18 protein-coding genes and 1 CRISPR repeat array (1 of these 19 cut by a window edge) are annotated in these 25,598 nt (G+C 34.6%); of the genes, 1 reads left to right on the top strand and 17 read right to left on the bottom strand.

What is annotated here, in order from left to right; all coding sequences use genetic code 11:
- Window positions 1-36: a CRISPR direct-repeat array (repeat unit 37 nt); it reaches 201 nt to the left of the window's first position.
- A 133-nt stretch (window positions 37-169) separates the two neighbouring features.
- From csn2 to DW721_RS02680, 15 genes are all read right to left on the bottom strand, one after another.
- Entirely contained in the window at window positions 170-868 is a 699-nt protein-coding gene (csn2, locus tag DW721_RS02755; protein ID WP_118744717.1) for a type II-A CRISPR-associated protein Csn2, read from the bottom strand.
- A complete protein-coding gene (cas2, locus tag DW721_RS02750; RefSeq protein WP_118744716.1) occupies window positions 865-1,170 on the bottom strand; it encodes a CRISPR-associated endonuclease Cas2 in 306 nt (101 codons plus the stop codon). The genes csn2 and cas2 overlap by 4 nt, the downstream gene beginning before the upstream one ends.
- An 11-nt stretch (window positions 1,171-1,181) precedes the next feature.
- Entirely contained in the window at window positions 1,182-2,051 is an 870-nt protein-coding gene (cas1, locus tag DW721_RS02745) for a type II CRISPR-associated endonuclease Cas1 (protein WP_118744715.1), read from the bottom strand.
- Window positions 2,048-6,274, bottom strand: coding sequence for a type II CRISPR RNA-guided endonuclease Cas9 (gene cas9, locus DW721_RS02740; protein ID WP_182436179.1), 4,227 nt, complete (start codon window positions 6,272-6,274; stop codon window positions 2,048-2,050). The genes cas1 and cas9 overlap by 4 nt, the downstream gene beginning before the upstream one ends.
- Window positions 6,275-6,726: 452 nt before the next feature.
- Window positions 6,727-7,224 carry a gamma carbonic anhydrase family protein gene (locus DW721_RS02735; RefSeq protein ID WP_118744713.1) on the bottom strand — a complete coding sequence of 166 codons (498 nt, stop codon included), beginning with the start codon at window positions 7,222-7,224 and terminating at the stop codon, window positions 6,727-6,729.
- A gap of 177 nt (window positions 7,225-7,401) precedes the next feature.
- Complete coding sequence (locus DW721_RS02730) at window positions 7,402-9,159, bottom strand: glycoside hydrolase family 2 TIM barrel-domain containing protein (RefSeq protein WP_118744712.1); 1,758 nt, start codon at window positions 9,157-9,159, stop codon at window positions 7,402-7,404.
- Between the two features lie 639 nt (window positions 9,160-9,798).
- The gene (hcp, locus tag DW721_RS02720; protein ID WP_118744710.1) at window positions 9,799-11,481 is read right to left on the bottom strand and encodes a hydroxylamine reductase; all 1,683 of its coding nucleotides are present in this window, start codon (window positions 11,479-11,481) and stop codon (window positions 9,799-9,801) included.
- A gap of 472 nt (window positions 11,482-11,953) precedes the next feature.
- Window positions 11,954-13,564: a hypothetical protein gene (locus DW721_RS02715; protein ID WP_118744709.1), complete on the bottom strand. Its 1,611-nt coding sequence runs from the start codon at window positions 13,562-13,564 to the stop codon at window positions 11,954-11,956.
- On the bottom strand, window positions 13,564-14,271 hold the full coding sequence (locus DW721_RS02710; RefSeq protein ID WP_055943508.1) for an ABC transporter ATP-binding protein: 708 nt from the start codon (window positions 14,269-14,271) through the stop codon (window positions 13,564-13,566). The genes DW721_RS02715 and DW721_RS02710 overlap by 1 nt, the downstream gene beginning before the upstream one ends.
- Before the next feature lie 427 nt (window positions 14,272-14,698).
- On the bottom strand, window positions 14,699-14,944 hold the full coding sequence (locus DW721_RS02705; RefSeq protein ID WP_022014370.1) for a cation transporter: 246 nt from the start codon (window positions 14,942-14,944) through the stop codon (window positions 14,699-14,701).
- Window positions 14,945-15,031: 87 nt separating this feature from the next.
- Window positions 15,032-17,287 carry a heavy metal translocating P-type ATPase gene (locus DW721_RS02700; protein WP_118744708.1) on the bottom strand — a complete coding sequence of 752 codons (2,256 nt, stop codon included), beginning with the start codon at window positions 17,285-17,287 and terminating at the stop codon, window positions 15,032-15,034.
- 15 nt (window positions 17,288-17,302) lie between these two features.
- The gene (locus DW721_RS02695) at window positions 17,303-17,671 is read right to left on the bottom strand and encodes a metal-sensing transcriptional repressor (RefSeq protein ID WP_243035926.1); all 369 of its coding nucleotides are present in this window, start codon (window positions 17,669-17,671) and stop codon (window positions 17,303-17,305) included.
- Window positions 17,672-18,010: 339 nt separating this feature from the next.
- Window positions 18,011-19,216, bottom strand: a complete 1,206-nt coding sequence (gene pncB / locus DW721_RS02690) for a nicotinate phosphoribosyltransferase (protein WP_118498351.1) — start codon at window positions 19,214-19,216, stop codon at window positions 18,011-18,013.
- 94 nt (window positions 19,217-19,310) lie between these two features.
- Window positions 19,311-20,309: an Rpn family recombination-promoting nuclease/putative transposase gene (locus DW721_RS02685; protein WP_118744707.1), complete on the bottom strand. Its 999-nt coding sequence runs from the start codon at window positions 20,307-20,309 to the stop codon at window positions 19,311-19,313.
- Window positions 20,310-20,560: 251 nt separating this feature from the next.
- Window positions 20,561-20,815 carry a PD-(D/E)XK nuclease domain-containing protein gene (locus tag DW721_RS02680; protein WP_055943514.1) on the bottom strand — a complete coding sequence of 85 codons (255 nt, stop codon included), beginning with the start codon at window positions 20,813-20,815 and terminating at the stop codon, window positions 20,561-20,563.
- A 393-nt stretch (window positions 20,816-21,208) separates the two neighbouring features.
- Between DW721_RS02680 and DW721_RS02675 the strand changes: the two genes are divergently transcribed.
- Window positions 21,209-22,237, top strand: coding sequence for a 3-deoxy-7-phosphoheptulonate synthase (locus DW721_RS02675; protein WP_055943517.1), 1,029 nt, complete (start codon window positions 21,209-21,211; stop codon window positions 22,235-22,237).
- A gap of 257 nt (window positions 22,238-22,494) precedes the next feature.
- Here DW721_RS02675 and DW721_RS02670 read toward each other — a convergent pair whose 3' ends face one another.
- Together DW721_RS02670 and DW721_RS02665 are read right to left on the bottom strand one after the other, a co-directional pair.
- Window positions 22,495-23,691 (bottom strand): class I SAM-dependent rRNA methyltransferase, encoded by a 1,197-nt coding sequence (locus DW721_RS02670; protein ID WP_270393014.1) that lies wholly within the window; start codon window positions 23,689-23,691, stop codon window positions 22,495-22,497.
- A gap of 26 nt (window positions 23,692-23,717) precedes the next feature.
- Window positions 23,718-25,475, bottom strand: coding sequence for a Na/Pi cotransporter family protein (locus DW721_RS02665; RefSeq protein WP_118498347.1), 1,758 nt, complete (start codon window positions 25,473-25,475; stop codon window positions 23,718-23,720).
- Between the last annotated feature and the right edge of the window lie 123 nt (window positions 25,476-25,598).

Genomic DNA, 25,598 nt, shown 5'->3' with positions numbered 1-25,598 from the left:
GTTGTGTTACCATTCAAAATTACATACACCTAAAACCTCAATTTTACATTTTTTATTACCATTCATTTTCCTTACAAAAATGAGATTTCAACCATATATTCTGAATTTATCAAAAATTCAATTTCAAACAGTAACATATCATTTATATAAATTCACCTCCACTTACATATTATTGTATAAAAAATTCATCAAAGTTCTCGTCAACAAAAAGTACTCTCTCTCTTTCCAAAGGAGAAACCTCTGAACCTCTTTCAAGTAATAGCAACTTTACATTATTATACACACAATACTTATAAAATTCAACTATTTCATCTGAATCTAAGTATTGTTTCACATTTACAAGGATTATCAATTTTGCCAAATCTAGGCACTGAACTAATTCAACTATTCTAAAAAGCTTTTCAATTATCTTTTCATCAACATTTGCCTTAATCCTAACGCCATATATTTTTAATATATCTAAAATAGAAATATCTTTTTTGCACAATATTTCAAACGGGAACTCCTCCATTATACTCATAAATTCAATATGTATCGAATCTTGTAGATTATTTATATTTGACAATATTTCTGGCTCTAATTTAATTATTTTATCTATGTATTGATACAAAACCGTCTGAATTCTCCTCTGATTAAAATCAAAGTTCAAAAAGTCTACTACAAAAAGAACATTTTTAGTAAAATCAACTATTTCATCTTGTTCTAGTAATGTAATCACCTCATCACACTCAACTGATAACCCTTTGCACATATTATTAAAACTACTCAACATCTTTGCAAATAATTTTTTATTTTGTATCTGCAATACATTTATATGATTTTTTGAAAAATCTATATCATTCTCAAAAGAAAAAATTTTTAATATCATATCACTATAAGCCTTTCATCTGTATCCAAAACAAAGTCACTCTTTCTCCCAACAATATACTCTATCCCACTAAACTGTTTTTCGGTTATGGTAAGCATTTCTACTAATCCATCAACCGGTGCGTTTTTCTTCACCTTATCTCTTACAAGCTTTGCTGATGAACCATTCAATACTAATTTTGTATATACTGATTCCTGCATCATTATAAAACCCTCATTAAGCAAAAACTTTCTAAATTTAAGATACTCTTTTCTATTTCCAACAGTTTTAGTAGGAAGATCAAATAAAACCATTATTCTCATAAATCTATACATCACTTAAATTCGTACAAAACTAATTCAGCCATTGTTAGCTTTTCTATAGTTTCAGTAACCTTTCTCACATATTTTTGTATTACATTTGTCAAATAAAATTCCTTACCTCCATAATCAACTCTTTTATTAAGAAGATTTACAAGTTTTAATTTATATTCATTATCAAAGGGTATTCCGATATTGTTATAAACAATCTCATCCACAATAACTCTGAATGGTTCCATAAAATCACATGAAAGATTAAACGAATTATATTCATTCGTATGCTTTATTCCTAATTCTGTCGAATATCCAATTGCAACCAATTCTCTATTGAAATTTGATAGTAAAATTGAATATCCATAATTTAATGCTGCATTAATATCATTCACATCATCTCTTGAAAAATCCTTTCCAAAAAGACTATTAAAATATACTTTCGCTGCATGACCTTCTCTGTTGGTGTTATCAAAATATTCTAATTCATCAGCATAAGTGACTAATTTCTCCTCCGTACAAAAGCCATATTTTTTAAGCATTAATGCCTGATTTAATATCTTTTGTTTTATAATTTTTGTCCATATTAACCTCGAATAATTTATATCCCATTTAATTTGCTGCATCAACTTTTTACTTGAATTATGACACCCATAATACCCTATCAATTCACTTATCGGATTTCTTTTTTCATCACAAAATACAACCTTTATCTTTTTCTTTATTAACTCACATAACAAAAAAGAATTTATTGACACTTGCATAGAGTCAACAATTAATGTATTAATTTCCGATAAGTGAATCAATCTTACATCATCAGTTCTTATAATCATACACCCATTCTTATAAGATAATTTAGCTCTACTCTGCACAACTACCGTTCTCCAACTCAAAGTTCTAACCTCCTCTCATATAAACCCGTAACAGACTGATCTATTAAAACTGTTCCCGGTTTTATCTTGTATCCTTGATATTTACTTCTTCCCTTTCTGTCTATCAGAGATGACGAGATTTTATTATACTTTTTATATTTTTTTAAATATGGATAATCTGATCCTATATTAGTCAATTTTAATATTTCCATTATAAAATCTCCCTTATCTTTAGCACTCTCTAATTTATAAAATACTTTCGTATCATAAATTTCTTCAGCTACAGAACTGCTCCTTCCAAACTCTTTTTGAATTTTACCAATTAAAAATTCATAAAAATCATCTAATCCCCTCTGTATATATTCAGGAGAATATCCATTGTATCTATTATCTTCAATTATATTTAATATACGATTAAATCTGACATTCTTACTTCCGAGTACAAGCTGTTTTGCATTTGCAAGTTCTTCCGCAGATACCAGATAATATCTACATCCATCTTCCTCTATCAACTGATATTTCATTATCTTTTTGCGGATTATATGTATATCATCTAACCCCATCTTGTCTTTAAGATAATTTTCAAGTGTTGTTTTTCCATCATAAATCTTTTTTGCTGTCATCACCGGAATTTTTACTAATTCAAGCTGTTGTTTTTTCTTTTCTACATATGATATCAGACAACAGTACGCAGCTTCGCCACCTTGATATCCACCATAACGCTCTACCGGAAGACCTTCTTTTATTGGTATCAATTTTTCACTTTTGTCATTTTTCGGCAATCTATTTTCATCATAAAAACTTCCCGTATTTTCTTCAAGTTTATGTGTTATGATACAATCCCTGTAATTTAAGATATTTTTCAAATATTTAATCTGCTCCACTCCATTCCAGACAATTTCTCCATCTCTTTCAAAAATCTTATCAAATTTTGATAAAATAAAATTAAATTTCTGTTTTCTATTTTTCTTACATTGTTCATTATAATATTTAATATACTTATTATAATTTATTTCATCTGCCATTTTAGGATATACCGTATTTAAATATTTTCCTATTATAGAAGCTAAATATGCGTCATGTGCATGATGAAAATCATTCAAAAATCTATTCTTAATAAAACAATCCCCATCATTTTTTTCAATGTAATTTCCATCACTTCCCTTAACAAGTTCAGAATATGTTTTCCTTATTTTTGTCGAAAATGCTGCTCTAACTGCCATTACATTAACTTTTCCACCATAATAATCAGTTATAAGATTAGCAACATTTTTTATCATCTGGCTCGTAACTGTCAATTGGCGTTTTATAAATCCGCTATTTATAATTTCTCCTATATTCTGCGTAGTTAATCTTTTATATTTTTTCTCACTCATCAAACCACACTTATATAATTTTTCCCACCATATTTTCATACTTTCCCAATTAACTTTATTTTTTTCTTTTATATAATCATAAGGTATTCTGTTTCCTTTTTCTTGATTTGCCCCCTTTAATACCAACACTTTATTATCTAAACTATCTTCGTCATATACGGACTGCGGAATTATATGGTCTATTTCACAATCTTTTAAATATCCATTCAGATTTAATTCCTGTTTTGTGTACATACATTGACCGTTTTGCAAAAAATATAAATAAACTTTTTCTTCATCAAGTTTTTCTTTATATTCACCCAACTCCTTTAAAACCTTTTCATTATACACATCTATTTCTTTTTTCAAAACTTTGTATGCAGCTTCTAATTTATTTTTTCGTTTTTTTGTTCTTTTTTTATCTTCTTCACTTCTGGCAAATTCTATATAAATATTTTTAGGAAGTACACCATTTTCAATCTCTATTACCTCCTCTACCAGTTTCATACTCTGCCATATTCCTCTCCGTACCTCAGGCGAACAGTGTATTTTATCAATAGCATCTTTAAGCACCTCTCCCTCATCCAGCTTAATTCTGTTTTTCTCTATTATTTCATTAAATCCAAACTCCTTTTTATTTATAATCTGCATTAAATTAGGCAATTTGTTATCTTCTTTTAAAACATCCATAATTGTTTTCTTTTCGCCATAATAATCTCCATATATCCCTGTTAAAAATTTTTTGGAAAATCTTCCCCAGCCGTCATATTTCAAATCAAGTATTCTTGATAATTGCTTTTCTGATAATTTATCACTATATTTTTGTATCATTTTACGTTTTACTATGCTTTTTTCTTCAAAAACAGTAAGCCAATACACTATTTCTTCAATCATATCCAAATTTCTAACATCAACACTTCCTAATATTTTTTTAAAATCAATATAGCTTCCCATAGAATTAGCAAATTGCTTATCACCCTGGTATCCTTCAATCTTATATTCTTCAATTACTTTTGCTCCCAGATAATTAATAGATAACAAATAGTTTTTTAATGTTTTTTCATTTATATTTTTTTGTTTCTTAAACACTCCCTCAATAATGTCATTTCTTGTTTTTATATCTAATCCTTTATCATTCACCTTTATTTTATTAAGTTCATTTAACACCTTGTATTCCTGATAAATCAAAGAATTTTTTGGTAATACTTTTTCTTCCGGTAAATATGTGCAAAATCCGGTCATATTATCAATAAAACGCTCGGCAGTTACATCAATATCTACAATTTCTTCTAAGTTCCACGGATTAACAGTTTCTGTCTCATGCCCCTCTTTCTTCTTTACCCACGCAAATTTATTATCATTTTTTCTTGGATTTACCGGTCCAATATAATATGGTATTCTAAATGTAAGTAATTTAATTATTTTTTCTCTATTTTCCAGCAATACAGGATAATATTTCCCCTGATTATCAATTATTTTTTCTAATTCAATGAGATTTATCTGATACGGAATATTTGAATTATTTACATCTTTTTGCTTTAACAAAAATTCATCATTATCCATTTCCTTTAAAATCAACTGATACTCCGCATCATTTTCAGCCATACCTTTAAATTTTCCTTTAATCTCCTTATAAAGATTTTCTCTTGCTGTCCCTTTTGTATTTGCACATCGCTTATTTCTTTTAATATAATTTACATAATTTATAATATATTTTTCCTTATTTTCATCTTTTTCTTTACCCTTTTCTTTTCTAAAAAATTCCAAATAATCATCCCTTGATAAATACTTTCTAAATAATCTTTTAAGCATATTTAATTGTTTATTATGTCTTTCATATTTATCAACCATTGCATCGGAGATATATTTATATCCAGATAAAATGTCTTCCATAACAATCCAGCTATAAACATTTTGTAATATGTTAATTATTTCAATCTTATCATTTATTTTTTCTGCAAGCTCCAGTATTTTTTCTTCATATTTACTGTCATCAAATTGTATTTTTATACTTTTTCCATCCTCTCCTTTAAGTTCACTTTCACCAATTACAGTTCCTACATTAAATTTATACCCAAGACAGGCTTTGGCTATTTCTTTACTTATTTTTTTATCCCATTTATTATCAACTAAAATCTTCTCTAAATCTTCGCATTTTTCAGCCTTACTTTTCTTATGTTCATTATTTACCCCTTCTTTTGTTTTTTCATTGAAAATTTCTTCCACTTTTTCTATAACTTCTTTTTCTATTTTAAACTCTGCCCCTTCAAAATTACATTTTAAACAGTCACTTAATTCATTTATTATATCTGACAAATCACTTACTTCCTCGAATTTCTGCCCCTGATACAAAAAATGACCCCTATGTTTAATAATATTATGTATTGCCAGATAAACCATTCTTGGATCAGCTTTTTCATTTGACTCAATCAAATGTTTTCTTAAATGATAGATTGTTGGATATTTCTTATAATATTCTTTATCCGTATAATCCTTATCTGCAAACAATAAATAATCTGATTTTTCTGTCTTATCACACTTCCACAAAAAACTTTCATTAAGCCTTACAAAAAAATTCTTATCTTTTTGATTAACCATATCTCCCAATAAATTTTGAAGTAAAATTATTCTCTGCCTTCTTCTCGCATATCTTCTTCTCAGACTTCTTTTTAATCTTCTTGTTTCCGCTGTCTGTCCTTTATCAAATAATCTTGCTCCCCACATATTTCTTCTCTTAAACTTCATCAATTTGCCATTCATATCCGTAACACACCATCCAACTGATGAAGTTCCAATATCCAAAGCAATATTATATAACTGCTCCATTGTTTTATTTGTACTATCACAAACATTTGCTCTATCCATTAAAACCTGTTTATTTCTGTTCATATACATCCTCCTATTTTCAAACCATAATGAAATGACATTGAATTTTATTTTGCACTTATTTATAATATACAACATTCATTTATATTATTCAAGTATTTATACCACCTTTTTTATTCCTAATCCCTCTTTGAATACACCTCTTACCTCTTTTTAATCAGAATATTTCTACCGCTTTCATCATGGTTAATTTGACATTTTGCATATATCATGTTATATTTTGATTACTATTCACGATTTGGCATTTGTCGTTTCATTAGTTTTAGGAATATGTTAAAAATCACTTGCATTATATTGATATATATCATATAATGAATTTGTTATTACCATTCAAAATTACATATACAAGATTAAAATAAGTTTTTTACAAAATGATTTTCAGACTGCGTATGGCGGTCAAAAAAAAGATTATACATTGCGTATAATCTTTTTTTGCATTTATATATTAGTTATAGTTATGGCTGACTCTCGACCTCAAATCTCTCCTTCGCCTCTTTTACATACTCTCCCGCATTTTTTATATTCGCTTCTAGTTCTTCGTCTCTTATCTTTCTTACAACCTTACCCGGATTTCCAAGCACTACCGAGCCGTCAGGCACATCAACACCACCCGTTACAAGTGCACCTGCTCCTATCAGGCAGTTTTTCCCTATCTTACAGCCGTTAAGCAATATTGCACCCATACCGATAAGAGAGCAGTCCCCAATCTCACAACCGTGTATTATCGCACCGTGTCCGACGGTCACTTTGTCACCTATACGAACCGGATACCCCTCATCGACATGAATTACGCAGTTATCCTGAATATTGCTTTTCTTTCCTATATAAACCTTGTCCGCATCAGCCCTTATGGTTGCATGATACCATACATTGACCTCCTCGTCCAAAGTGACATCCCCGATTATATCAGCACTCGGAGCCATATAACAATTTCCTTTTTTTATAACAGGCATAATTCTACTTCCCTTTCCATTCTTTATTTAGTCAAGCGGATATTCACAATCCACTTAAAGCCATATAGTTATTGAATACACTTAATAGCCGGCAAAGTGTTTATTTCACTTCTAAAATATATCTATCATAGACAATTATAACAAAAAAACATAATCACCTCAAATACAAAGTATCTTTTATTTGTTAAAAATCTCCTTTACCACATTGTAAGCAAGTTTTTTTCTGCGAAATTCATCAACAATCCCCTTATTGTTCATCGTTCTTGGTCTTGTGCCAAACCACTCATCACTTATCCTTATATCACAAAACTGCCAGATATAAACACCAATACAGTCTTTATACCCTAATACCGCTGTAAGCTGTTTTCTAAGTGCTTCTGCCTGATACTCCTCCGTCCATTTTGAATCATAATTGTTTCTATAGCCGTAAAGACCACCTGCTCCTATCTCCGTTATCATAAATGGTTTTCCCACACCTTTAGTTTCATTTTGCACCCATTTATAAAGGTCATCGAGATATTCATCCGGCTCAGTGTCATGATACCACAGAGGATAAATATTATATGAAACCACATCCGGCAGCTCAAAGCATATGTCCGTCTTAACTTTACAGCTTGCAAATGAACACGGTCTTGATGTATCAAGTTTTCTTATTATGTCAAACTGCTTTTTATAACACTCTTTTCCATACTCCGTGTCACTCGCACACTCATTTAATATCCCCCATATATAAATTGACGGATGATTATAATGTGCCGGTATCATCTCCTCTATCACCTTTTCTGCCTGCGGTTCAAAGTTAGGATTTCTCATGTTCTCCTCACTAAGACCTCTCGCATGATTTTCCTCCCACACAAGTATTCCCTGCTCGTCACATATATCAAGAAAAATCTCATCATTTGGATAATGTGATGTCCTTATCGAATTTGCACCCATATCCTTTACAAGCTCAATATCTGCCGCAATAGCCGCAAATGGGAGTGCACACCCAAACTGTGGATGATCCTCATGACGGCAGACACCTTTTATCCTTATTTTCTCCCCGTTTAAAAGTATTTCTTTTCCCGATACTTTTATCTCCCTGAACCCAAATCTGTCAATAAGGTCATCAAACGCCTTTTCATTTCTTAAAAGTTTAACCTCAATATAATAAAGTTCAGGTGTTTCTGGTGTCCATTCATTTATGTTATCAAATTCCATTTCTGCCTTAACAATATTATTTTTTTCTGCATCAATATTTTTTAATATTAAATTTTCTCCTGCCACTTTTACCAAAACATCCACGCTTCTGTTTTCAGAATTTTTTATATCGTTCTCTCTATCTGACACACATCTGTTATTTTCACTAATATTTTCTGTCTCATTTATTTTAAAACAATCTTTATCTCCATATTTATTACCCTTTGTATTTTCAAGATAAATTTCAATCTTTGCTTTCCATTTTCCATCTGCTCTGTAAGGTGTAACGTGAACATTTCTAATATAAACATCTGATATTTGCTCAAGCACTACAGGGCGGCTCACTCCACCATATGACATATAATCATTTGGTATATGTAATGCACTTTTTTCGCTGAATCTGTTATCGGCTCTTACTGTCAGCGTGTGCTCGCCATATGAAAGATTAGTGCACACGGCATCAAATATCGTATATGCATTATAATGTTTTGCAATCTTCCTTCCGTCAAGCCATACTTCTGCTGTGTGGCTTATCCCCTTAAATTCAAGCCTTATATTTCCACCAGCTTTAAATATCGTGGTGTATTCTCCCTCTCCACGATACCCTGCAAACTTCGGATGACTCTCCCAGCAGCAAGGCGTTGCAACCTTAAAATGTTCACCTGCATATTTGCCCACGCAAGGAGAAAAATCCCAATATTTTCCCGTTAATTCCTGCTGTTTTCTAATATTATGTGTATTAAATGTCCTTACCATATCAATCTGCCGCCTTTCTTTGTTAATGCACTCTCTTTATCTTCTCAAAACTAAGATAAGGAGAGTATATGTTTTAATAACAATATAATATTATTTTATTGACGCTATTGTTTCAATAGATTATACTAATAAAAAATTGATATATTCTCATATATCAATTTTTATAATCAGATAAACACAATAATATTTTATACAGCCAGATTTGAATTTTATATATTTTCGCTTATTACAAAACTACCATAACCCGCAATTAACATAACATATAGCCGGTTTCTCCATTATCTATTTCATCTATTTTAACGAAAGGACAACAGCTAACATATGATAAACATATTAAAAATAGGCGAAAACGCCGCCCATGACTCCACTTTTATCGTGGACAGACCACTCGGACATCCCGCCTACCTTTTACTTTTAATAAAAACACCTGCATCTTTTTTTATTGATGCAGCAAATTCTTCCGAGTTTAAAGCAAGAAATCATTCCACGGATAATTTATTAAACATTCCTTGTCCTCCACAAACAAAACGATTGAGGAGATAAGTCTGCAGTGTGGTTATAAAAATATTGAACATTTTATAAGACAGTTTAAAAAATCACAAAATATTACTCCTGCAAAATACAGAAAAGCTCATATCATCACCCAAAGAATATCTCCATATCGTTCTCAACGGTCGTAATTCCTGCAATGTCAAATTTATCGACGAGCACATCAACGACCTCCGGACTTAAAAATGCCGGAAGTGTCGGACCCAAGTGTATATTTTTTATTCCCAGCGACAAAAGAGCCAAAAGTACAAGTACGGCTTTCTGCTCATACCATGCGATATTATAGATTATTGGGAGGGCATTTATATCATCAAGTCCGAAAGCTTCTTTTAATTTCATTGCTATAACTACAAGCGAATAAGAGTCATTGCACTGACCTGCATCAAGTACTCTCGGTATGTCACCTATCATGCCGAGGTCAAGTTTATTATATCTGTATTTCGCACATCCTGCCGTCAGTATCACTGTATCTTTCGGAAGTGCTTTTGCAAATGCAGTATAATATTCTCTGCTTTTTGCCCTGCCGTCACAGCCTGCCATCACGACAAATTTCTTTATCGCTCCTGATTTGACTGCATCAACAATCTTGTCTGCAAGTTTTATCACCTGTTCATGTGCAAACCCACCATAAATCTCTCCTTTTTCTATCTCTGTCGGTGGCGGACACTTCTTTGCGTGTTCTATTATCTCACTGAAATCTTTCTTCTCACCATATCCGCCCGTAATGTGCTTACATCCCGGATAGCCTGTCGCACCCGTTGTATAGAGCCTGTCCTTATAGCTTTCCTTTGGCGGCACGATACAGTTTGTTGTCATAAGTATCGGACCGTTAAATTTTTCAAATTCGTCCTTCTGCTGCCACCACGCATTCCCATAATTTCCGACAAAATTTTCATACTTTTTAAATGCAGGATAAGAGCATGCCGGAAGCATCTCCGAATGTGTATATACATCAACCCCCGTCCCATTAGTCTGTTCAAGAAGCATCTCTAAATCCCTTAAGTCATGTCCCGACACAAGTATTGCCGGATTTTTTCTAACACCTATATTTACCTTTGTTATCTCAGGTTCACCGTATGCGTCGGTATTTGCCTTGTCTAGAAGCTGCATAACGGCTACACCGTTTTTTCCGACCTCAAGTGCGAGTGACACAAGATTATCTACGGAAATATCATCCCTAAGCGTTGCGGCAAGTGCTTTCTGGATAAAAGCGTCTATCTCAGGATTATCTTTTAAAAGTGCATTTGCGTGCTTTGAATATGCACCGATTCCCTTTATTCCATAAGTGATAAGGCTTCTCAACGAGCGGACATTGTCGTTCTCAGTGTCCATAATACCAACTTCCTTAGCTTTCTTTTCAAACTCACTCTCATCACCGTTCCATAATGCCGCCTCAGGAAGTTTCTCTTTGTCCTCGTCATTAAGTTTTTTTAATAATCTTTCCTTTTCAAGCAATGTATCTTTTATCCTGTTTTTTATCGACTCATTATCAAAATTTGCATTTGTAATCGTTGTAAAAAGATTAAATGTAACCCTGTGATTTACATTCTCATCAACTGCAAGCTTTTTTTCTCTCATTTTCGTTGTCACGGCAGAAAGACCTTTTGTCACATATATAAGTAAATCCTGCATATTTGCTACTTCAGGAACTTTCCCACACATTCCTGATACCGTGCAACCTTTGTTTCCTGCCGTCTCCTGACACTGATAACAGAACATTCTTGTCTGTTTGCTGTCTTTTACGGCTTCATTTCTTTTTGTAATCTGCTCCATGTTAATCCTCCTTATTTTTCGCATTTAATTTTTCATTTCTACATATAGCATAACCACTCTATAAAATAAATTACACTATATTTTATCTGTCACCATTCACTCATTGACAAATATCTTTGCAAGCAGTGTAATGCTTTCAAGTAAACAGTAACTATAATGCTCTCTTACATTATCTGCCATTTCAAAAAAAATATACTACAAAAGGACAAAACACTACTTTACAGGCATTTTCCTATACAATAAAAAATGCCATACATTTCTGTATGACACCTTTTATTAAAACTACACCATAATCACAAACTGCAGCTTTTTTCAATAGTTTATTTGCTCATTATATCATTGTAAGTGGATTTATCATTATGTTTTGCCCTCCATTTCCTCAACTGCATCCATATAACTGTTAAGCCACTCTGACTGCTCAACAATAATTTTTATACTTAACTTCTCTGATGTAAACTGCCACTAAATTTCTTTACAAATTTTCAAATTTTGCAACACCTATTTTTTTCATCCATATATATAACATTACTGATAAAGCAGCAAATACCATATCAACAATTATAACATACATAAACAAACCAATTTTGTACGCTTTAACAATAAACACTAATGCTACCGCAATTGCAAATATCCATCCTCCAAACATTGCTATAAATATATTTAAACTTTGTTTTATTGGAGCCGTCTCATTCGTCCATGTAAGATTTACAAAACTAATCCCAAGCAACATTCCAAATAGTAACATAAACACCATATATAAAATTGGAAGTATAAATAACATTATAAGAGTAACCGGTTTTATATCTGCTCTGAATACTATAAGCATACATATATCACAAAACAATACCGGAATCCCTGTAAAAATAAACTGTACCGCAAGTTTTGCCCTAAATATATCCCATGTTTTTACCGGAAGTGAACGTAGCACCCACAGATTTTTTCCCTCCAGTGATACCGACGGAACAACTATATCATTCATAGCTGCCGTTGCACATATTGCTACTGCAAAAAACAGTGGTACCATGCGTACTGCTTCTTTATATTGAAATATCGTATCCGCAAAAACTACAAGCGAATGACCTTTCACGATAAACACCCCACCTAATACAAACAGAAACAGAGAGCCAAGCCCACAATTTAACATATAACTCGGACTTGCAAAAAATCGTGCAAATTCTTTTGAGAGAACCGCCGCAAATTGATTTTTCATTTTACTCTTTTTCTCTTTATATCTGACTTTTGAAACAGTATTATTTGATGTAGCAATATTTATAAAGCTGCCTGAAAGCACACGGTATATTAAAGCACATAAAACCACTATCACAACTGTATAGATAAGCATTGCACTTATATCACCCTCACCTATTCTTCCAAACATATATACAGGGTATGCTTTATTTTTAACATTTTCCCCATAAACAACCGCATTAACCATAATTTTATTTATTACTTCCTGTGCTTTAAAAAATACAAAATAATATGCGGCAAAAAATAAAAGTGATGCCAATACAGTAATAAAGCTTTTATTTTTCAATTTTCTGCTTATCTTTGCCACACACCAGCCAAGAATACATGACAATATAAGCACAATGAGTGAAATAATTACTATAAGTAAAATTGAACCTATTACATTTAATACGGTACATTTTGCAACAACCCAGTAAACAATTACGGCAGGCACTATCACTACTGCTGAATACATAAGACCGAGAAGATAAACGCCTGCAAGCCTTGCTATAAGTATCGTTCTTACAGGAACAGGCATTGACAAGAGCAGATCATTATCCTTTGACATATAAAGACCTGAATATGTATTAAAAACACTGCCAAATGAACCGAGTGATACAGCAACCATACTCATTATAAGAAAATAAAGCCAACTCATATTTACCGCTGCAAACGGTCCGCAGATACCTTTTGAAAAATATGCAAACATTCCGCCCAGCACACCAACCATCATCACTGCATATATGAGCATAAATAATATTGTTGAAACAGTTGAACGCTTTTTATTCTTCTTTGAATCATAAAAATAGCTCCTGAATATCTCCATCATCTGTTTCTTTATAAGAATCCATGTCATTATTCATCCTCCAATTCCAAAAAGACATCTTCAAGACTGTCATCACCTTTTACTTCTTCCATAGTACCAGATTTGATAAGTCTGCCGCCTTTTATTATAGCCACCTTGTCGCAAAGTTTCTCTGCAACTTCAAGTACATGTGTTGAAAAAAAGATTGCTCCGCCATTATCACAAAACTCCCTCATCATTTCCTTTAATAAATGAGATGCCTTTGGATCAAGTCCGACAAAAGGCTCATCCATGATAATAAGTTTAGGATTGTGAAGCCATGCACAAATAATCGCAAGTTTCTGTTTCATGCCATGTGAATATGCTGCTATCGGCTGGCCAAGATCATCCGTAATCTCAAATATATCCGCATATTTCCTAATGCGTTCCTGCCTTGTATCAGCATCGACTTTAAAAATATCAGCGATAAAATTCAGATATTTTATTCCTGTCATAAACTCATAAATATCCGGATTATCAGGTATATAAGCAATTTTTTTCTTACATTCAATAGGATTTTTTAAAACAGACTCCCCGTCAACAAAAATCTTACCCTCATCAAACTTCAAAATCCCGACAACAGACTTAAGTGTCGTCGTCTTACCTGCTCCATTATGACCTATAAAACCATAAATCTCTCCCGCATTTATGTGTAGAGAAAGGTCATCAACAGCTTTCTTATCTCCATAAATCTTAGTCAGATTCTCAATCCTTAACATAAAACTCCCTCTCTTTCCTTCTTAGGTAATTGCAAAACAAATTATATACTATATTAAGTATGTATTACTATGCTTTCACAAGTACCTATTATACTTTTCATTTTCATACATATAAAAATATACACTTAAATATACAACACTGTCAAATAAATAAACAAAATCTCCACAAAAACACAAAAAAGTTCACCAATAAAAACTGTACTTACCATACAAAATGCAGGATAATATTTTTATCTCTAAATAAAAAACAGCTTTGAAGAAGGTTTACAATTCTGACCGAAGGGCGTTAGAACATCGCCGGTAAATAAGCGAGCGTATTTTGGCTCACCTATGTACCTCTACGCTATTCTCCGAGTGAAAGCGTCCCTAAGTGCAGAATAATACTCCTTCTTCAAAGCGTCCATTAGTCAAAGTAGTATATTTCTACTTAAAATAATCCAAATTTTTTCTTGTAAGGCTCTGTCTCTACCGACATTACGGTATATCCGGTCTCATCTATAACTGCACGGATTTTATCTTCATCTAATGCTTCCTCTGAGATTATCTCTGTTCTTTTCTTACTGTGTGATGAAGAAACTTTCTTTACATCAAATGACTTTCTTATTACATCATTTACATGACTCTCACACATTCCACACATCATTCCATCAATTCCTACTATTGTCTTAACCATAACTTTTTCCTCCTGTTCCTGTTTTTTTGCATTATATCAGACTTTTTCATATTATGTCAGATACTTTCATAATCAAAAAAACATATACTATTTACATTTTTTTATATTAACAAAGTTTAACCGCAATGCGTTTGTTACAACACAAAAGCTTGATAAACTCATTGCCAAAGCACCAAACATCGGATTTAATGTCCAGCCGAATATCGGTATCCATACACCCGCCGCAAGCGGTATTCCGATAATATTATAAATAAATGCCCAAAACAGATTTTCATGTATATTTCTGAGCGTAAATCTGCTGAGTCTTATAGCTGCCGGCACATCACTTAATCTGCTCTTCATAAGAACAACATCTGCCGCATCCATCGCTATGTCCGCACCTGCCCCGATGGCTATTCCTATATTTGCCTTTGTAAGTGCAGGAGCATCGTTTATTCCATCACCTACCATAGCAACTTTGCCCTGTCCCATCAGTTCTCTTATAACACTTTCTTTTCCATCAGGAAGAACTCCTGCTATAACCTCATCAACTCCCGCCTGTGCTCCGATGGCTTTCGCCGTTCTCTCGTTATCTCCCGTGAGCATGACAGCCCTTATTCCCATATCTTTTAAATCTTTAACTGCCGCCGGGCTGTCCTCCTTTATCGTGTCAGCTACCGCAATCAGACCACACAATTTATTGTCCTGTGCAAAAAGAAGCGGTGTCTTTCCCTCTTTTGCAAGTTCTTCTGCTTTCTGTCTTATCTCGTCTGATACATTTATCTGTTTGCTTATAAATTTAAAACTTCCTCCGGTTATCGTACCGCCGTTATACTGTGCCGTAAGACCGTTTCCCGGAAGTATCTTAAATCCGTCAACTTCATCTGCCTTTATATTTCTGCTCTCTGCTTCATTTACAACAGCTTTTGCAAGCGGATGTTCACTTTTTGCCTCAAGCGAATAGGCAAGTTTTAACAGCGACTTATCATCATATCCTGTCGTTGGTATCATATCTGTCACCTTGGGCTCGCCCATAGTTATCGTACCTGTTTTATCAAGTGCAACTATGTTTACACGACCTGTCTCCTCAAGCGAAACCGCCGTTTTAAACAAAATACCGTTTTTGGCACCAACACCGTTACCTACCATTATGGCAACAGGTGTCGCAAGACCTAATGCACAAGGACAGCTTATTACGAGTACAGAAATTCCTCTTGCAAGTGCATAACCGGCTTCTTTTCCTGCAATCAGCCATACTATCGTTGTTATTATCGCAAGCACGATAACAACCGGCACAAACACTCCCGACACTTTATCAGCTATCTTTGCGATAGGTGCTTTTGTCGCAGCTGCATCACTCACCATTTTTATAATTTGTGATAATGTAGTATCCTCGCCTACTCTTGTGGCTTCGCACTTGATATAACCCGACTGGTTAATCGTCGCAGCCGATACCATGTCTCCTACTTCCTTATCGACAGGTATGCTCTCTCCTGTAAGTGCCGACTCATTTACGGCACTGTTTCCCTCGATTATACAGCCGTCAACCGGAATATTTTCTCCAGGTCTTACAACAAAAATATCACCTTTTTTCACACGCCTTACCGCAACTGTCTTTTCCTCACCGTCAATCAGTACAACTGCCGTCTTAGGTGCAAGGTTCATAAGACCTTTAAGTGCATCCGTAGTCTTTCCTTTAGAGCGGGCTTCAAGCATCTTACCAACCGTGATAAGCGTAAGTATCATAGCCGCAGATTCAAAATAAAAATCCATCATATAATTCATAACAGCTTTCTCATCACCTGCAGCCTGTGCACCTGTCATTTCAAACAGCACATACACACTCCAAACGAATGATGCCATAGAACCGAGTGCCACAAGCGTATCCATATTAGGCGAACGGTTTATAAGTCCTTTAAATCCGTTTATAAAAAAATGCTGATTTATTATCATAATTATCGCCGCAAGAATCATCTGCAAAAGTCCCATTGCGACATGATTTCCCTCAAACCATTTAGGAAGCGGCCAGCCCCACATCATATGCCCCATTGAAAAATACATAAGTGCTGCCAAAAAAAATATTGATGCTATAAGTCTCTTTTTCAATACAGGTGTGTCCGTATCCTCAAGTCCGGTATCTGCACCTGTTGCACCTTGCGACTCGTCACCATTAACAGACGCACCATAACCCGCCTGCTTAACAGCTGAAATAATAGTCTGTGCATCAGCATCACCCTCGACTCCCATCGAATTAGTCAGCAGACTGACCGCACATGAAGTAACACCGGGCACTTTCAAAACTGCTTTTTCAACTCTTGCACTGCACGCCGCACAATGCATACCCGTAACTTTAAACTGTTCCATTTTGTCCTCTCTTTCTTACTTTATAAGCTTTTGCAATGTCACCATCAACTCATCCACAACCTCATCTTTTCCCTCCCTTATGTCTCTGACAACACAGGAATGGATATGATTTGACAAAAGCTCTCTGTTGAAAGCATTTATCGCCGCACCAACCGCCGCTGACTGGATAAGAACATCATTGCAATAAGCATCGTTTTCTATCATCTTTTTTATTCCTCGTATCTGTCCCTCGATACGGCTCAGACGATTTACAAGCTTCTTTTTGTCTTTCTCTGCACGCTCTGTCTTTTTTACATTACCACCACAACAGCAGCATTTTACCTCAGTATTATTATTACCATTTATCTTATTTTGTTCCATATATACTAATCTCCATTTCTGCATATGCTTTCTCATATTAATCCTAATTCCTGCATTGCTTTTTGTGTATATCAATTTATACAAAGCCCAAATCTTAAGTATGAAAATTTTTAATTTCCAAACCACAAGATACCCCTACAGGGTATATATCATGTTTTTCACAATATATACCCTGTAGGGGTATCTTGTCAAGCGTTATTATTGATATTTTTTATCACTTGTCTTTCAATTATTATATTTTATCATACACAAAGTCTGATTATCAGGTCATTGTCCTGTCAAGCATTTTCTAAACATCTTATCTTTACTTTCTTTATCAAAAAACTCTGCCTGCTTACATTCCAGCCGGTTTTTACCCGGCATTTACTCGTTTTTCATCCTCCAGTCAATGCACCTTTGCAAATAATCAACATATTCAGGATTTTGGCACATTTCCTTTCCGTGTGTATCAGAAATCTTTGCAACATCGGTCGCATTGCACTTTGTCACTTTCATAACAATATTAAGTGCTTCCTTGTCTGTGTCATTTGAGATAAATGTTCCAATACCAAATGCTACATTTATCTTTCCGTCAAAATATCTTTTTATCCTGTCGGCACGCTCAAAATCAAGACTATCACTAAAAAGCAGAGTTTTCATTTTCGGATTAATGCCAAGTTTCTTATAATGGGCTATCATCTTATCCCCCCACACTATAGGGTCACCGCTGTCATGACGCACACCGCTGAAAAGTGTCGCATATGTCAACTGGAAATCTCTTAAAAAGCAATCGGTCGTGATAGTATCAGTAAGTGCAGTTCCATTGAGCACCCCGTACTCTTTTACCCACGCATCGAGTGCATACCAGTTTGAATATGCGGGATTATGTTTTTTATTGCCCTGTCCGGAACACATTATCCACTCATGAGCCATAGTTCCGACCGGAGTAAGTTTGTGCTTTTTTGCAAGATATACATTTGATGTTCCCACAAATGCTGAATTTTCCGACTTGACGCTGCTTAATTCCTCAATAGCATATTCCTGTGCCTGTGCAGATAATCTTCTGCGAAGCCCAAATTCCGAATAATTTCCAAGTCGATATTCTCCACTTTCTATCTTCTGTTTCTTTTCTGCAAGCCTTTTTCTGAAGCTGTCAAAAAGACTTTCATAATCATATGCCATTCTAAAATATACTTCATTTACTATTGCAAGTGTAGGGATTTCATACATGGAAGTGTTGAGCCATGTTCCAGCCGTTTCTATTGAAAGACCACACTCCCCGTCCGTAGTAATCTCAAAATCCTCATATCTGGGCTGCCATAATCTTAAAAAATCAACATACGAGCCCTTTATCCATTTGATATTGTCAAGGTAAGTAAGTTCCTCCTCCGTAAATCTAAGATTACAGAAACCTTTAATCTGCTCTCTGATTTCCTCAATCATCTCCGTACTAAAAAACACATCTTTATTTCTGCACTTAAAAGTCCAGGTTGTCTTATAGTCTGAAAACTGGTGATAAATCGCCTGTCCCATTGAAAATTTATACATATCCTGCTCAAGCAGTGATGTTATTATTTGATGTAATCTCATTTCTTTCCTCGTTTCTTAGCAATTTGCAACAAAGCACAAATATTTAAAAACTTTTCATTTATCAAGTTCTTTTAAAACTTCATTTTCCAAATTTCTATTTACTAAACATCTTAAAATATTCCTGTGCTTTCTGTAATGATACATCCAGCTTCTTTTGAAGTCTTATCAGAATTTCCTCTTCTGAAAGCCCAAATTCATGACCTGTTTCAATGATTTCCTCTGCCCTTCCCTCCAATTTTCCTTCTAACCTTCCTTCCAATCTTCCTTCCAATCTTCCTTCAAACCTTGTTTCTTCAAATACTGTACACATATCAACACTTCCTTTCCCTGCTATCATATCATAATCCATCTTACAGTTTGCCGCTCCTGCCACTGTCATTATTACTGACTTATCCACATCATGCTCCGATGCATATTGTATTGCTTTTTCTTTTGTTTCTTTTAACTTTTCGTCTTTATTTAATAATATCTCAAGCAGATTGAATAAATCTATATTATTTATATTATGTAATTTCAGATTATTTTTTCTTGCTTCTATCAGATGCATTTTATAATCATTGACAAATGGTTCCACTTCTTTTGGGATGTTTAACATCTCGTGTAATGACAATGCCCCATCCCACGGATTTTCTCCATAATAAACAACTATGGTGATAACCGGAATAAACTTGTCCATCTTTTTCATTTTAGACATATATTCATCTCTTGACATTCCATTTGCATTTTTATATTTTTTTGCATTATCATCATATTGTTTCTTATATGTTCCATAATCATAGCCCATCACTCTCATAGGCATTGCGTAATGTATTCTTTCCTGTCCTTCCATTCCCAGTATTACTAGTTCTACATTATATATTGTAGATTTTTTTCTTATTTTTACATTATCCCTGGCTGCCCCTATACTCTCTGCGTAGTCTTTATGTTCAAGTATTGAGGACTCCTCTGTATCAATATCCTCCAGCTCATCCGCTTTTATAATCTCCTTTCCATCAAACAATACAGCATTAAAAAAATCTGCAAACTGTTCATTATTACGCCAATAGTTTTTTACAACAATATCAGGTTTTAACTTCTGTTTTCTTTTTCCCATAATTACCTCCCAAATTCTCTACCGTCCGTCTATCAGCACTTGTTACAGTTTAAAAAACATAACCTGCAATAGATTTTGGCAATGCTTCGCATCCTAAATTGCCAAAATCCTCACACGAAACTTTTCACTTACGATATTTTCGGTTCCGAAAATACCTACCTACCGTCTATCAAAACTTCCTTGCCCTTAAACGCAAAACCATAGTGATGTATGTTTTCTTCTTTCACTCCCCGTTTGATAAGCTCTGCATCCTAGTTTTTTTCCTCTATCTGTTTTAATGCCGCTGCGACCGTTTCTTCCAGTGAGTTTTCTTTTCTCTGATTTATCACTTTAAATTCGATTACGATTCCCGGAAGTTTTTCATTTGTTTTGTCTATTGGTTCAAGCATTATGTCATAACGACCAAAGCCACTTTCTCTGTTTGAGGTTATGATATAATTTTCTGTCTGGTCTACCATAAGTCCTAATACAAAGCCCTGGAAAAACGCGATGACTTTTTTTGCCATATGCACCCTCCTTACTAAACGAACTTTATATGCTGTCCCTACAATTTTTAATAAATACATTTTAACATTAAAACAATGGTATGTAAACGATGTTTGCCCCCCAAACCCTGTCAAATAATTTTTCTAAAAATTTTATTATATCATTTTACACACGCCAATTATTGCCGCTATTTTCCATAGCACTTGACTAATAACGATTTATTGCCTAAAATAAAGACTTGTTGTATATTGTTTTTGTAAATAGCATTTATAATTATTAATTATAAGTTTATAAATATTCTTTTACAATTAAAAAATATGCTTTCACAAAGAGAAAATTTATGTTTCTACTAACAAACTCATAACACTATGAGAAAAAACTACGCCATTATAATGGCAGAATGGAGGAAAACAATGGGCGTTACCTATGTTAAAGAAGTTATTTCACCAGAGGAGCTTTTTGAAAGATATCCTCTCCCTGAAGCTCACAAGAAATTAAAAGCAGAAAAAGATAAGGAGATTGCCAAAGTCTTTACAGGAGAGTCTGATAAGTTTCTGGTTATCGTTGGTCCTTGTTCTGCCGACAATGAAGATGCTGTATGTGATTACACATCAAGACTTGCCAAAGTTCAGGAAAAAGTTAATGATAAGATTATAATCATACCTCGCATATATACAAATAAACCAAGAACTACCGGTGAGGGCTATAAGGGAATAGTTCATCAGCCTGACCCGGAGAAAGCACCTGACCTTCACGAGGGACTTATCGCTATGAGAAAGATGCACCTTCGCTCTATCGCTGAGACTCATCTTTTTTCAGCAGACGAGATGCTCTATCCTGAAAACTGGCCATATCTTTCTGATATATTATCATATGTTGCAGTCGGTGCACGTTCTGTTGAGGATCAGCAGCACAGACTTACAATAAGTGGAATCGATATTCCTTGTGGTATGAAAAATCCTACAAGCGGAACTTTAAGTATCATGCTTAACTCCTGCATAGCCGCACAGGGAAGTCATACATTTATGTACCGTGGATGGGAAGTTAAATCTGACGGAAATCCTCTCGCACATACTATTTTAAGAGGTGCAGTAAACAAGCATGACCAGTCGCTTCCTAACTACCACTATGAGGATCTTGTTTTATTAAACGAGATGTACCATAAATTAGACCTTAAAAACCCTGCCTGCATAATTGATGCTAACCATGCAAATTCAAACAAATGCTACTATGAGCAGCCTCGTATCGTATCAGAGGTACTCCACAGCCGCAGTGTTTCTAAGGATATTGAAAAGCTTGTAAAGGGTGTTATGATTGAAAGTTATATTGAACCCGGCAATCAGAAGATTGGTGAAGGAGTTTATGGAAAATCCATTACCGACCCTTGTCTCGGATGGGATGAAACAGAACGACTCATCTATGAGATTGCTGACAGAATCTAAGTTCTAACACTATCAAAGAAGAATATAAACTTCTTCTGATATGTTGCGATAGCAACTGATATTATGAGCAGGCAGCTAAGCAGATTACAAATATCCGCCTGGCTAAAATAATTTTTCCTTTAAACAAAAAGAACGAACTATATTAAAAATACAGTTCGTTCTTTTTTATTGTATAGAAAAATGCCCGTAATGTAGTGTGGTGCCACCGAGAATTGCGATGCAATTCCTGGTGAGCAAAACGCTGGTTTTTCTCTTTTTTATTTTTCATCACATACCTGAAAAATATAAAACTTCAGATAATACGACTCATTTGCTGCCCAGAGTATTGGATGATCTGGAGCCTGTGTCCTGAACTCAACCTGACGAAGTCTCTTATGCACATTTGAAGCTGCCTGTGCTATGGTCTTTGTAAACAGGTCATAGTCCATAAAATGTGAACATGAACAAGTTGCCAGAAAACCACCGTCTTTTACAAGTTTCATTCCTCTCAGATTTATCTCCCGGTATCCTTTTACCGCATTTTTAATGGAATTTCTTGATTTTGTAAATGCCGGAGGGTCAAGTATTACTACATCAAACTTCTCTCCCGCTTTTTCAAGTTCAGGAAGTTTATCAAATACATCGGCACACTCAAATTTAACCGTATCTGAAAGACCATTAAGTTCTGCATTTTTTCTCGCCTGCTCCACCCCAAGCTCTGATGCGTCAAGACCGAGTACGCTCTTTGCACCAGCCTGTCCGGCATTGAGTGCAAATGAACCCGTGTGCGTAAAACAATCAAGAACTTTTGCGTCCCTGCATAATTTTCTGATAGACTGTCTATTATATTTCTGGTCGAGGAAAAATCCTGTTTTCTGACCTTCCTTTACATCGACATAATATTTGACACCATTTTCAACTATCTGCACATTTGTATCAAATTCATTACCTATAAAACCTTTTATGCGTGGAAGTCCTTCATTTTTCCTGACTTTCGCATCACTTCTCTCATACACACCTCTTATGTTTATTCCGTCTTTTTCCAGAATAGCCTTTAATATATCGACTATCCTTTCTTTAAACCGGTCAATTCCAAGTGCAAGCGACTGCACTACAAGCACATCTGAAAACTTATCAATAACAAGCCCCGGCAAAAAATCTGCCTCACCAAATACAACGCGGCAGCTCGATGTATCAACAGTTTTCTTGCGGTACTCCCATGCATTTTCAAGTCTCTCTCTCAAAAATGCATCGTCTATCTCCTGCTCCGTGTTCCTTGTCATAAGTCTCACTCTTATTTTGGAATTTCTGTTTATAAATCCCTTTCCCATAGGGTAACCGTCGAAATCGTGTACGATAACTATGTCTCCGTCCTCAAACGAACCCATTATAGATGCTATCTCATTATCAAATATCCACATTCCACCGCTTTTTATCGTGCGTCCTTCACCCTTTTTTAATGTTACTACTGCCACATTCCTGTCCTCTCTTTACCCTGACATCAAGGCAACTTATATTTATTTCGATATTCTTTATACATATTTTTGAACTTAGGATCATCTGTTTCTTTTAAGTTGTCAAGATATTCATGTGTATCGAAACCATCTTCATTTGTCTGGATGATACAGACTGCTATATTTGAACAATGATCTGCAATTCTCTCAAAATTCGTCGTAATGTCAGAGAGAACAAAGCCAAGTTCGATAGTACATTTTCCTTTACGAAGTCGTTTTACATGTTTCTTCTTAACTTCATCGTTCAATGTGTCGATAACTTCCTCTAAAGGCTCTACTTTTGTAGCCATCGTAACATCCTGTTTCTCAAAAACATCAAATGTCATTGATACTATATCCCTAATGGCTTTTTCATATATCTTAAGTTCAGCTTTCGCCTTATCAGAAAAATGTTCGTCTTTTCTATATACCTCATTTGCCGTATTCATAAGGTTTACCGCATGATCTGAAATTCTCTCAAAATCTCCGATACAATGAAGTATAGTAGATACTATTTTTGAATCAGCATCCGACAGATCTGCGTTGTTGAGTTTCATAAGGTAAGTACCAAGCTCATCCTCATAATGATCTACCATATCCTCAAGATTCGATACTTCCTCAGCAATGTTTTTATCATAATGATGGAAAAGATCTATCGCCTTAAATAATGCATCCTCCGATGCTTTCGCCATGAGTATGGCTGTTTTCTGTGCCTGATTTACAGCAAATGCAGGTTTCTCAAGGAAACGCTCATCAAGAAGAGACTTAACCGTATGCTCATCTGTCTCATTGTCCTTGATAGTGAGTTTTGCAAGTGTAACAAGGAAGTTTTTAAGAGGAAGCAGACATACTGTTGCGATTATATTAAATGCCGTATGGATAACAGCTATACCTGCAACTGATGCCGAATGGCTCAGGAAATTAAAATGCACAAACGCATTTATTCCATAAAATCCAATCATAAATACAACTGTTCCTATAAGGTTAAAATAAAAATGTACAAATGCAGCCCTCTTTGCATTTTTTCTTGCACCTACCGCAGACAAAAGTGCAGTCACACAAGTACCGATATTTTGTCCCATGATAATAGGAAGTGCCGATGCATAGCTTACTGTACCCGTAAGACAAAATGCCTGTAATATACCGACTGATGCAGATGAAGACTGAATAATCGCCGTAAGCACCGTTCCTACAATAACTCCGATTATAGGGTTGTCACTGAACATCAAAAAAATCTTTGTAAATGCAGGCATCTTTGTGAGTGGTTCAACCGCATCACTCATCGTGCTCATACCTGTCATAAGAATGGCAAAACCTGCCAGTATCGTACCTACATCCTTCTTTGTGTTGCTCTTTGCAAACAATATCATTCCAACACCTATTATAGCAAGAACAGGTGAAAATGATGTCGGCTTCAACAGATTGATGATAAGACTGTCTCCCTGAATACCGGTGAGTGATAATATCCAAGATGTTATCGTTGTACCTATATTAGCTCCCATAATAATTCCAACAGCCTGCTCAAGTTTCATAATACCTGAATTAACAAAACCTACGACCATGACTGTTGTCGCAGATGACGACTGGATTACAGCAGTCACTCCGGCGCCCAGCAATACAGCAAATAAAGTCTTAGATGTAAACTTTTCAAGTATTACCTCTAATTTACCACCGGATGTTTTGGCAAGACCATCTCCCATAACATGCATTCCGTAAAGGAATAAGGCAAGTCCGCCAATCATTGTCAATACATTAAAAATATCCATTGTATTCTTCCTTTCAAAATTGATAGTTTCTTCTTTTACGGATACATGAATATAAATCCATGTACTTCTCCTTTTGTAAAAATGTCCACTATCTAATAATTATACCTAAAAAAAATTTACTTG

Origin of the sequence: Clostridium sp. AM27-31LB (assembly GCF_003480745.1) — a bacterium.
GTDB lineage: Bacteria > Bacillota > Clostridia > Lachnospirales > Lachnospiraceae > Butyribacter > Butyribacter intestini.
This window is presented reverse-complemented; position numbering and strand designations above follow the sequence as displayed.

What these genes read in the sequence shown, in the direction of transcription:
- DW721_RS02685 (WP_118744707.1), bottom strand. Translation starts at nt 20,309, where the DNA reads ATGGGAAAAAGAAAACAGAAGTTAAAACCTGATATTGTTGTAAAAAAC.
- DW721_RS02665 (WP_118498347.1), bottom strand. Translation starts at nt 25,475, where the DNA reads ATGGATATTTTTAATGTATTGACAATGATTGGCGGACTTGCCTTATTC.
- DW721_RS02705 (WP_022014370.1), bottom strand. Translation starts at nt 14,944, where the DNA reads ATGGTTAAGACAATAGTAGGAATTGATGGAATGATGTGTGGAATGTGT.
- DW721_RS02695 (WP_243035926.1), bottom strand. Translation starts at nt 17,671, where the DNA reads ATGCAGAAATGGAGATTAGTATATATGGAACAAAATAAGATAAATGGT.
- pncB (WP_118498351.1), bottom strand. Translation starts at nt 19,216, where the DNA reads ATGAGATTACATCAAATAATAACATCACTGCTTGAGCAGGATATGTAT.
- cas2 (WP_118744716.1), bottom strand. Translation starts at nt 1,170, where the DNA reads ATGAGAATAATGGTTTTATTTGATCTTCCTACTAAAACTGTTGGAAAT.
- csn2 (WP_118744717.1), bottom strand. Translation starts at nt 868, where the DNA reads ATGATATTAAAAATTTTTTCTTTTGAGAATGATATAGATTTTTCAAAA.
- cas9 (WP_182436179.1), bottom strand. Translation starts at nt 6,274, where the DNA reads ATGAACAGAAATAAACAGGTTTTAATGGATAGAGCAAATGTTTGTGAT.
- DW721_RS02680 (WP_055943514.1), bottom strand. Translation starts at nt 20,815, where the DNA reads ATGGCAAAAAAAGTCATCGCGTTTTTCCAGGGCTTTGTATTAGGACTT.
- DW721_RS02735 (WP_118744713.1), bottom strand. Translation starts at nt 7,224, where the DNA reads ATGCCTGTTATAAAAAAAGGAAATTGTTATATGGCTCCGAGTGCTGAT.
- DW721_RS02700 (WP_118744708.1), bottom strand. Translation starts at nt 17,287, where the DNA reads ATGGAACAGTTTAAAGTTACGGGTATGCATTGTGCGGCGTGCAGTGCA.
- DW721_RS02675 (WP_055943517.1), top strand. Translation starts at nt 21,209, where the DNA reads ATGGGCGTTACCTATGTTAAAGAAGTTATTTCACCAGAGGAGCTTTTT.
- DW721_RS02715 (WP_118744709.1), bottom strand. Translation starts at nt 13,564, where the DNA reads ATGACATGGATTCTTATAAAGAAACAGATGATGGAGATATTCAGGAGC.
- hcp (WP_118744710.1), bottom strand. Translation starts at nt 11,481, where the DNA reads ATGGAGCAGATTACAAAAAGAAATGAAGCCGTAAAAGACAGCAAACAG.
- DW721_RS02710 (WP_055943508.1), bottom strand. Translation starts at nt 14,271, where the DNA reads ATGTTAAGGATTGAGAATCTGACTAAGATTTATGGAGATAAGAAAGCT.
- DW721_RS02730 (WP_118744712.1), bottom strand. Translation starts at nt 9,159, where the DNA reads ATGGTAAGGACATTTAATACACATAATATTAGAAAACAGCAGGAATTA.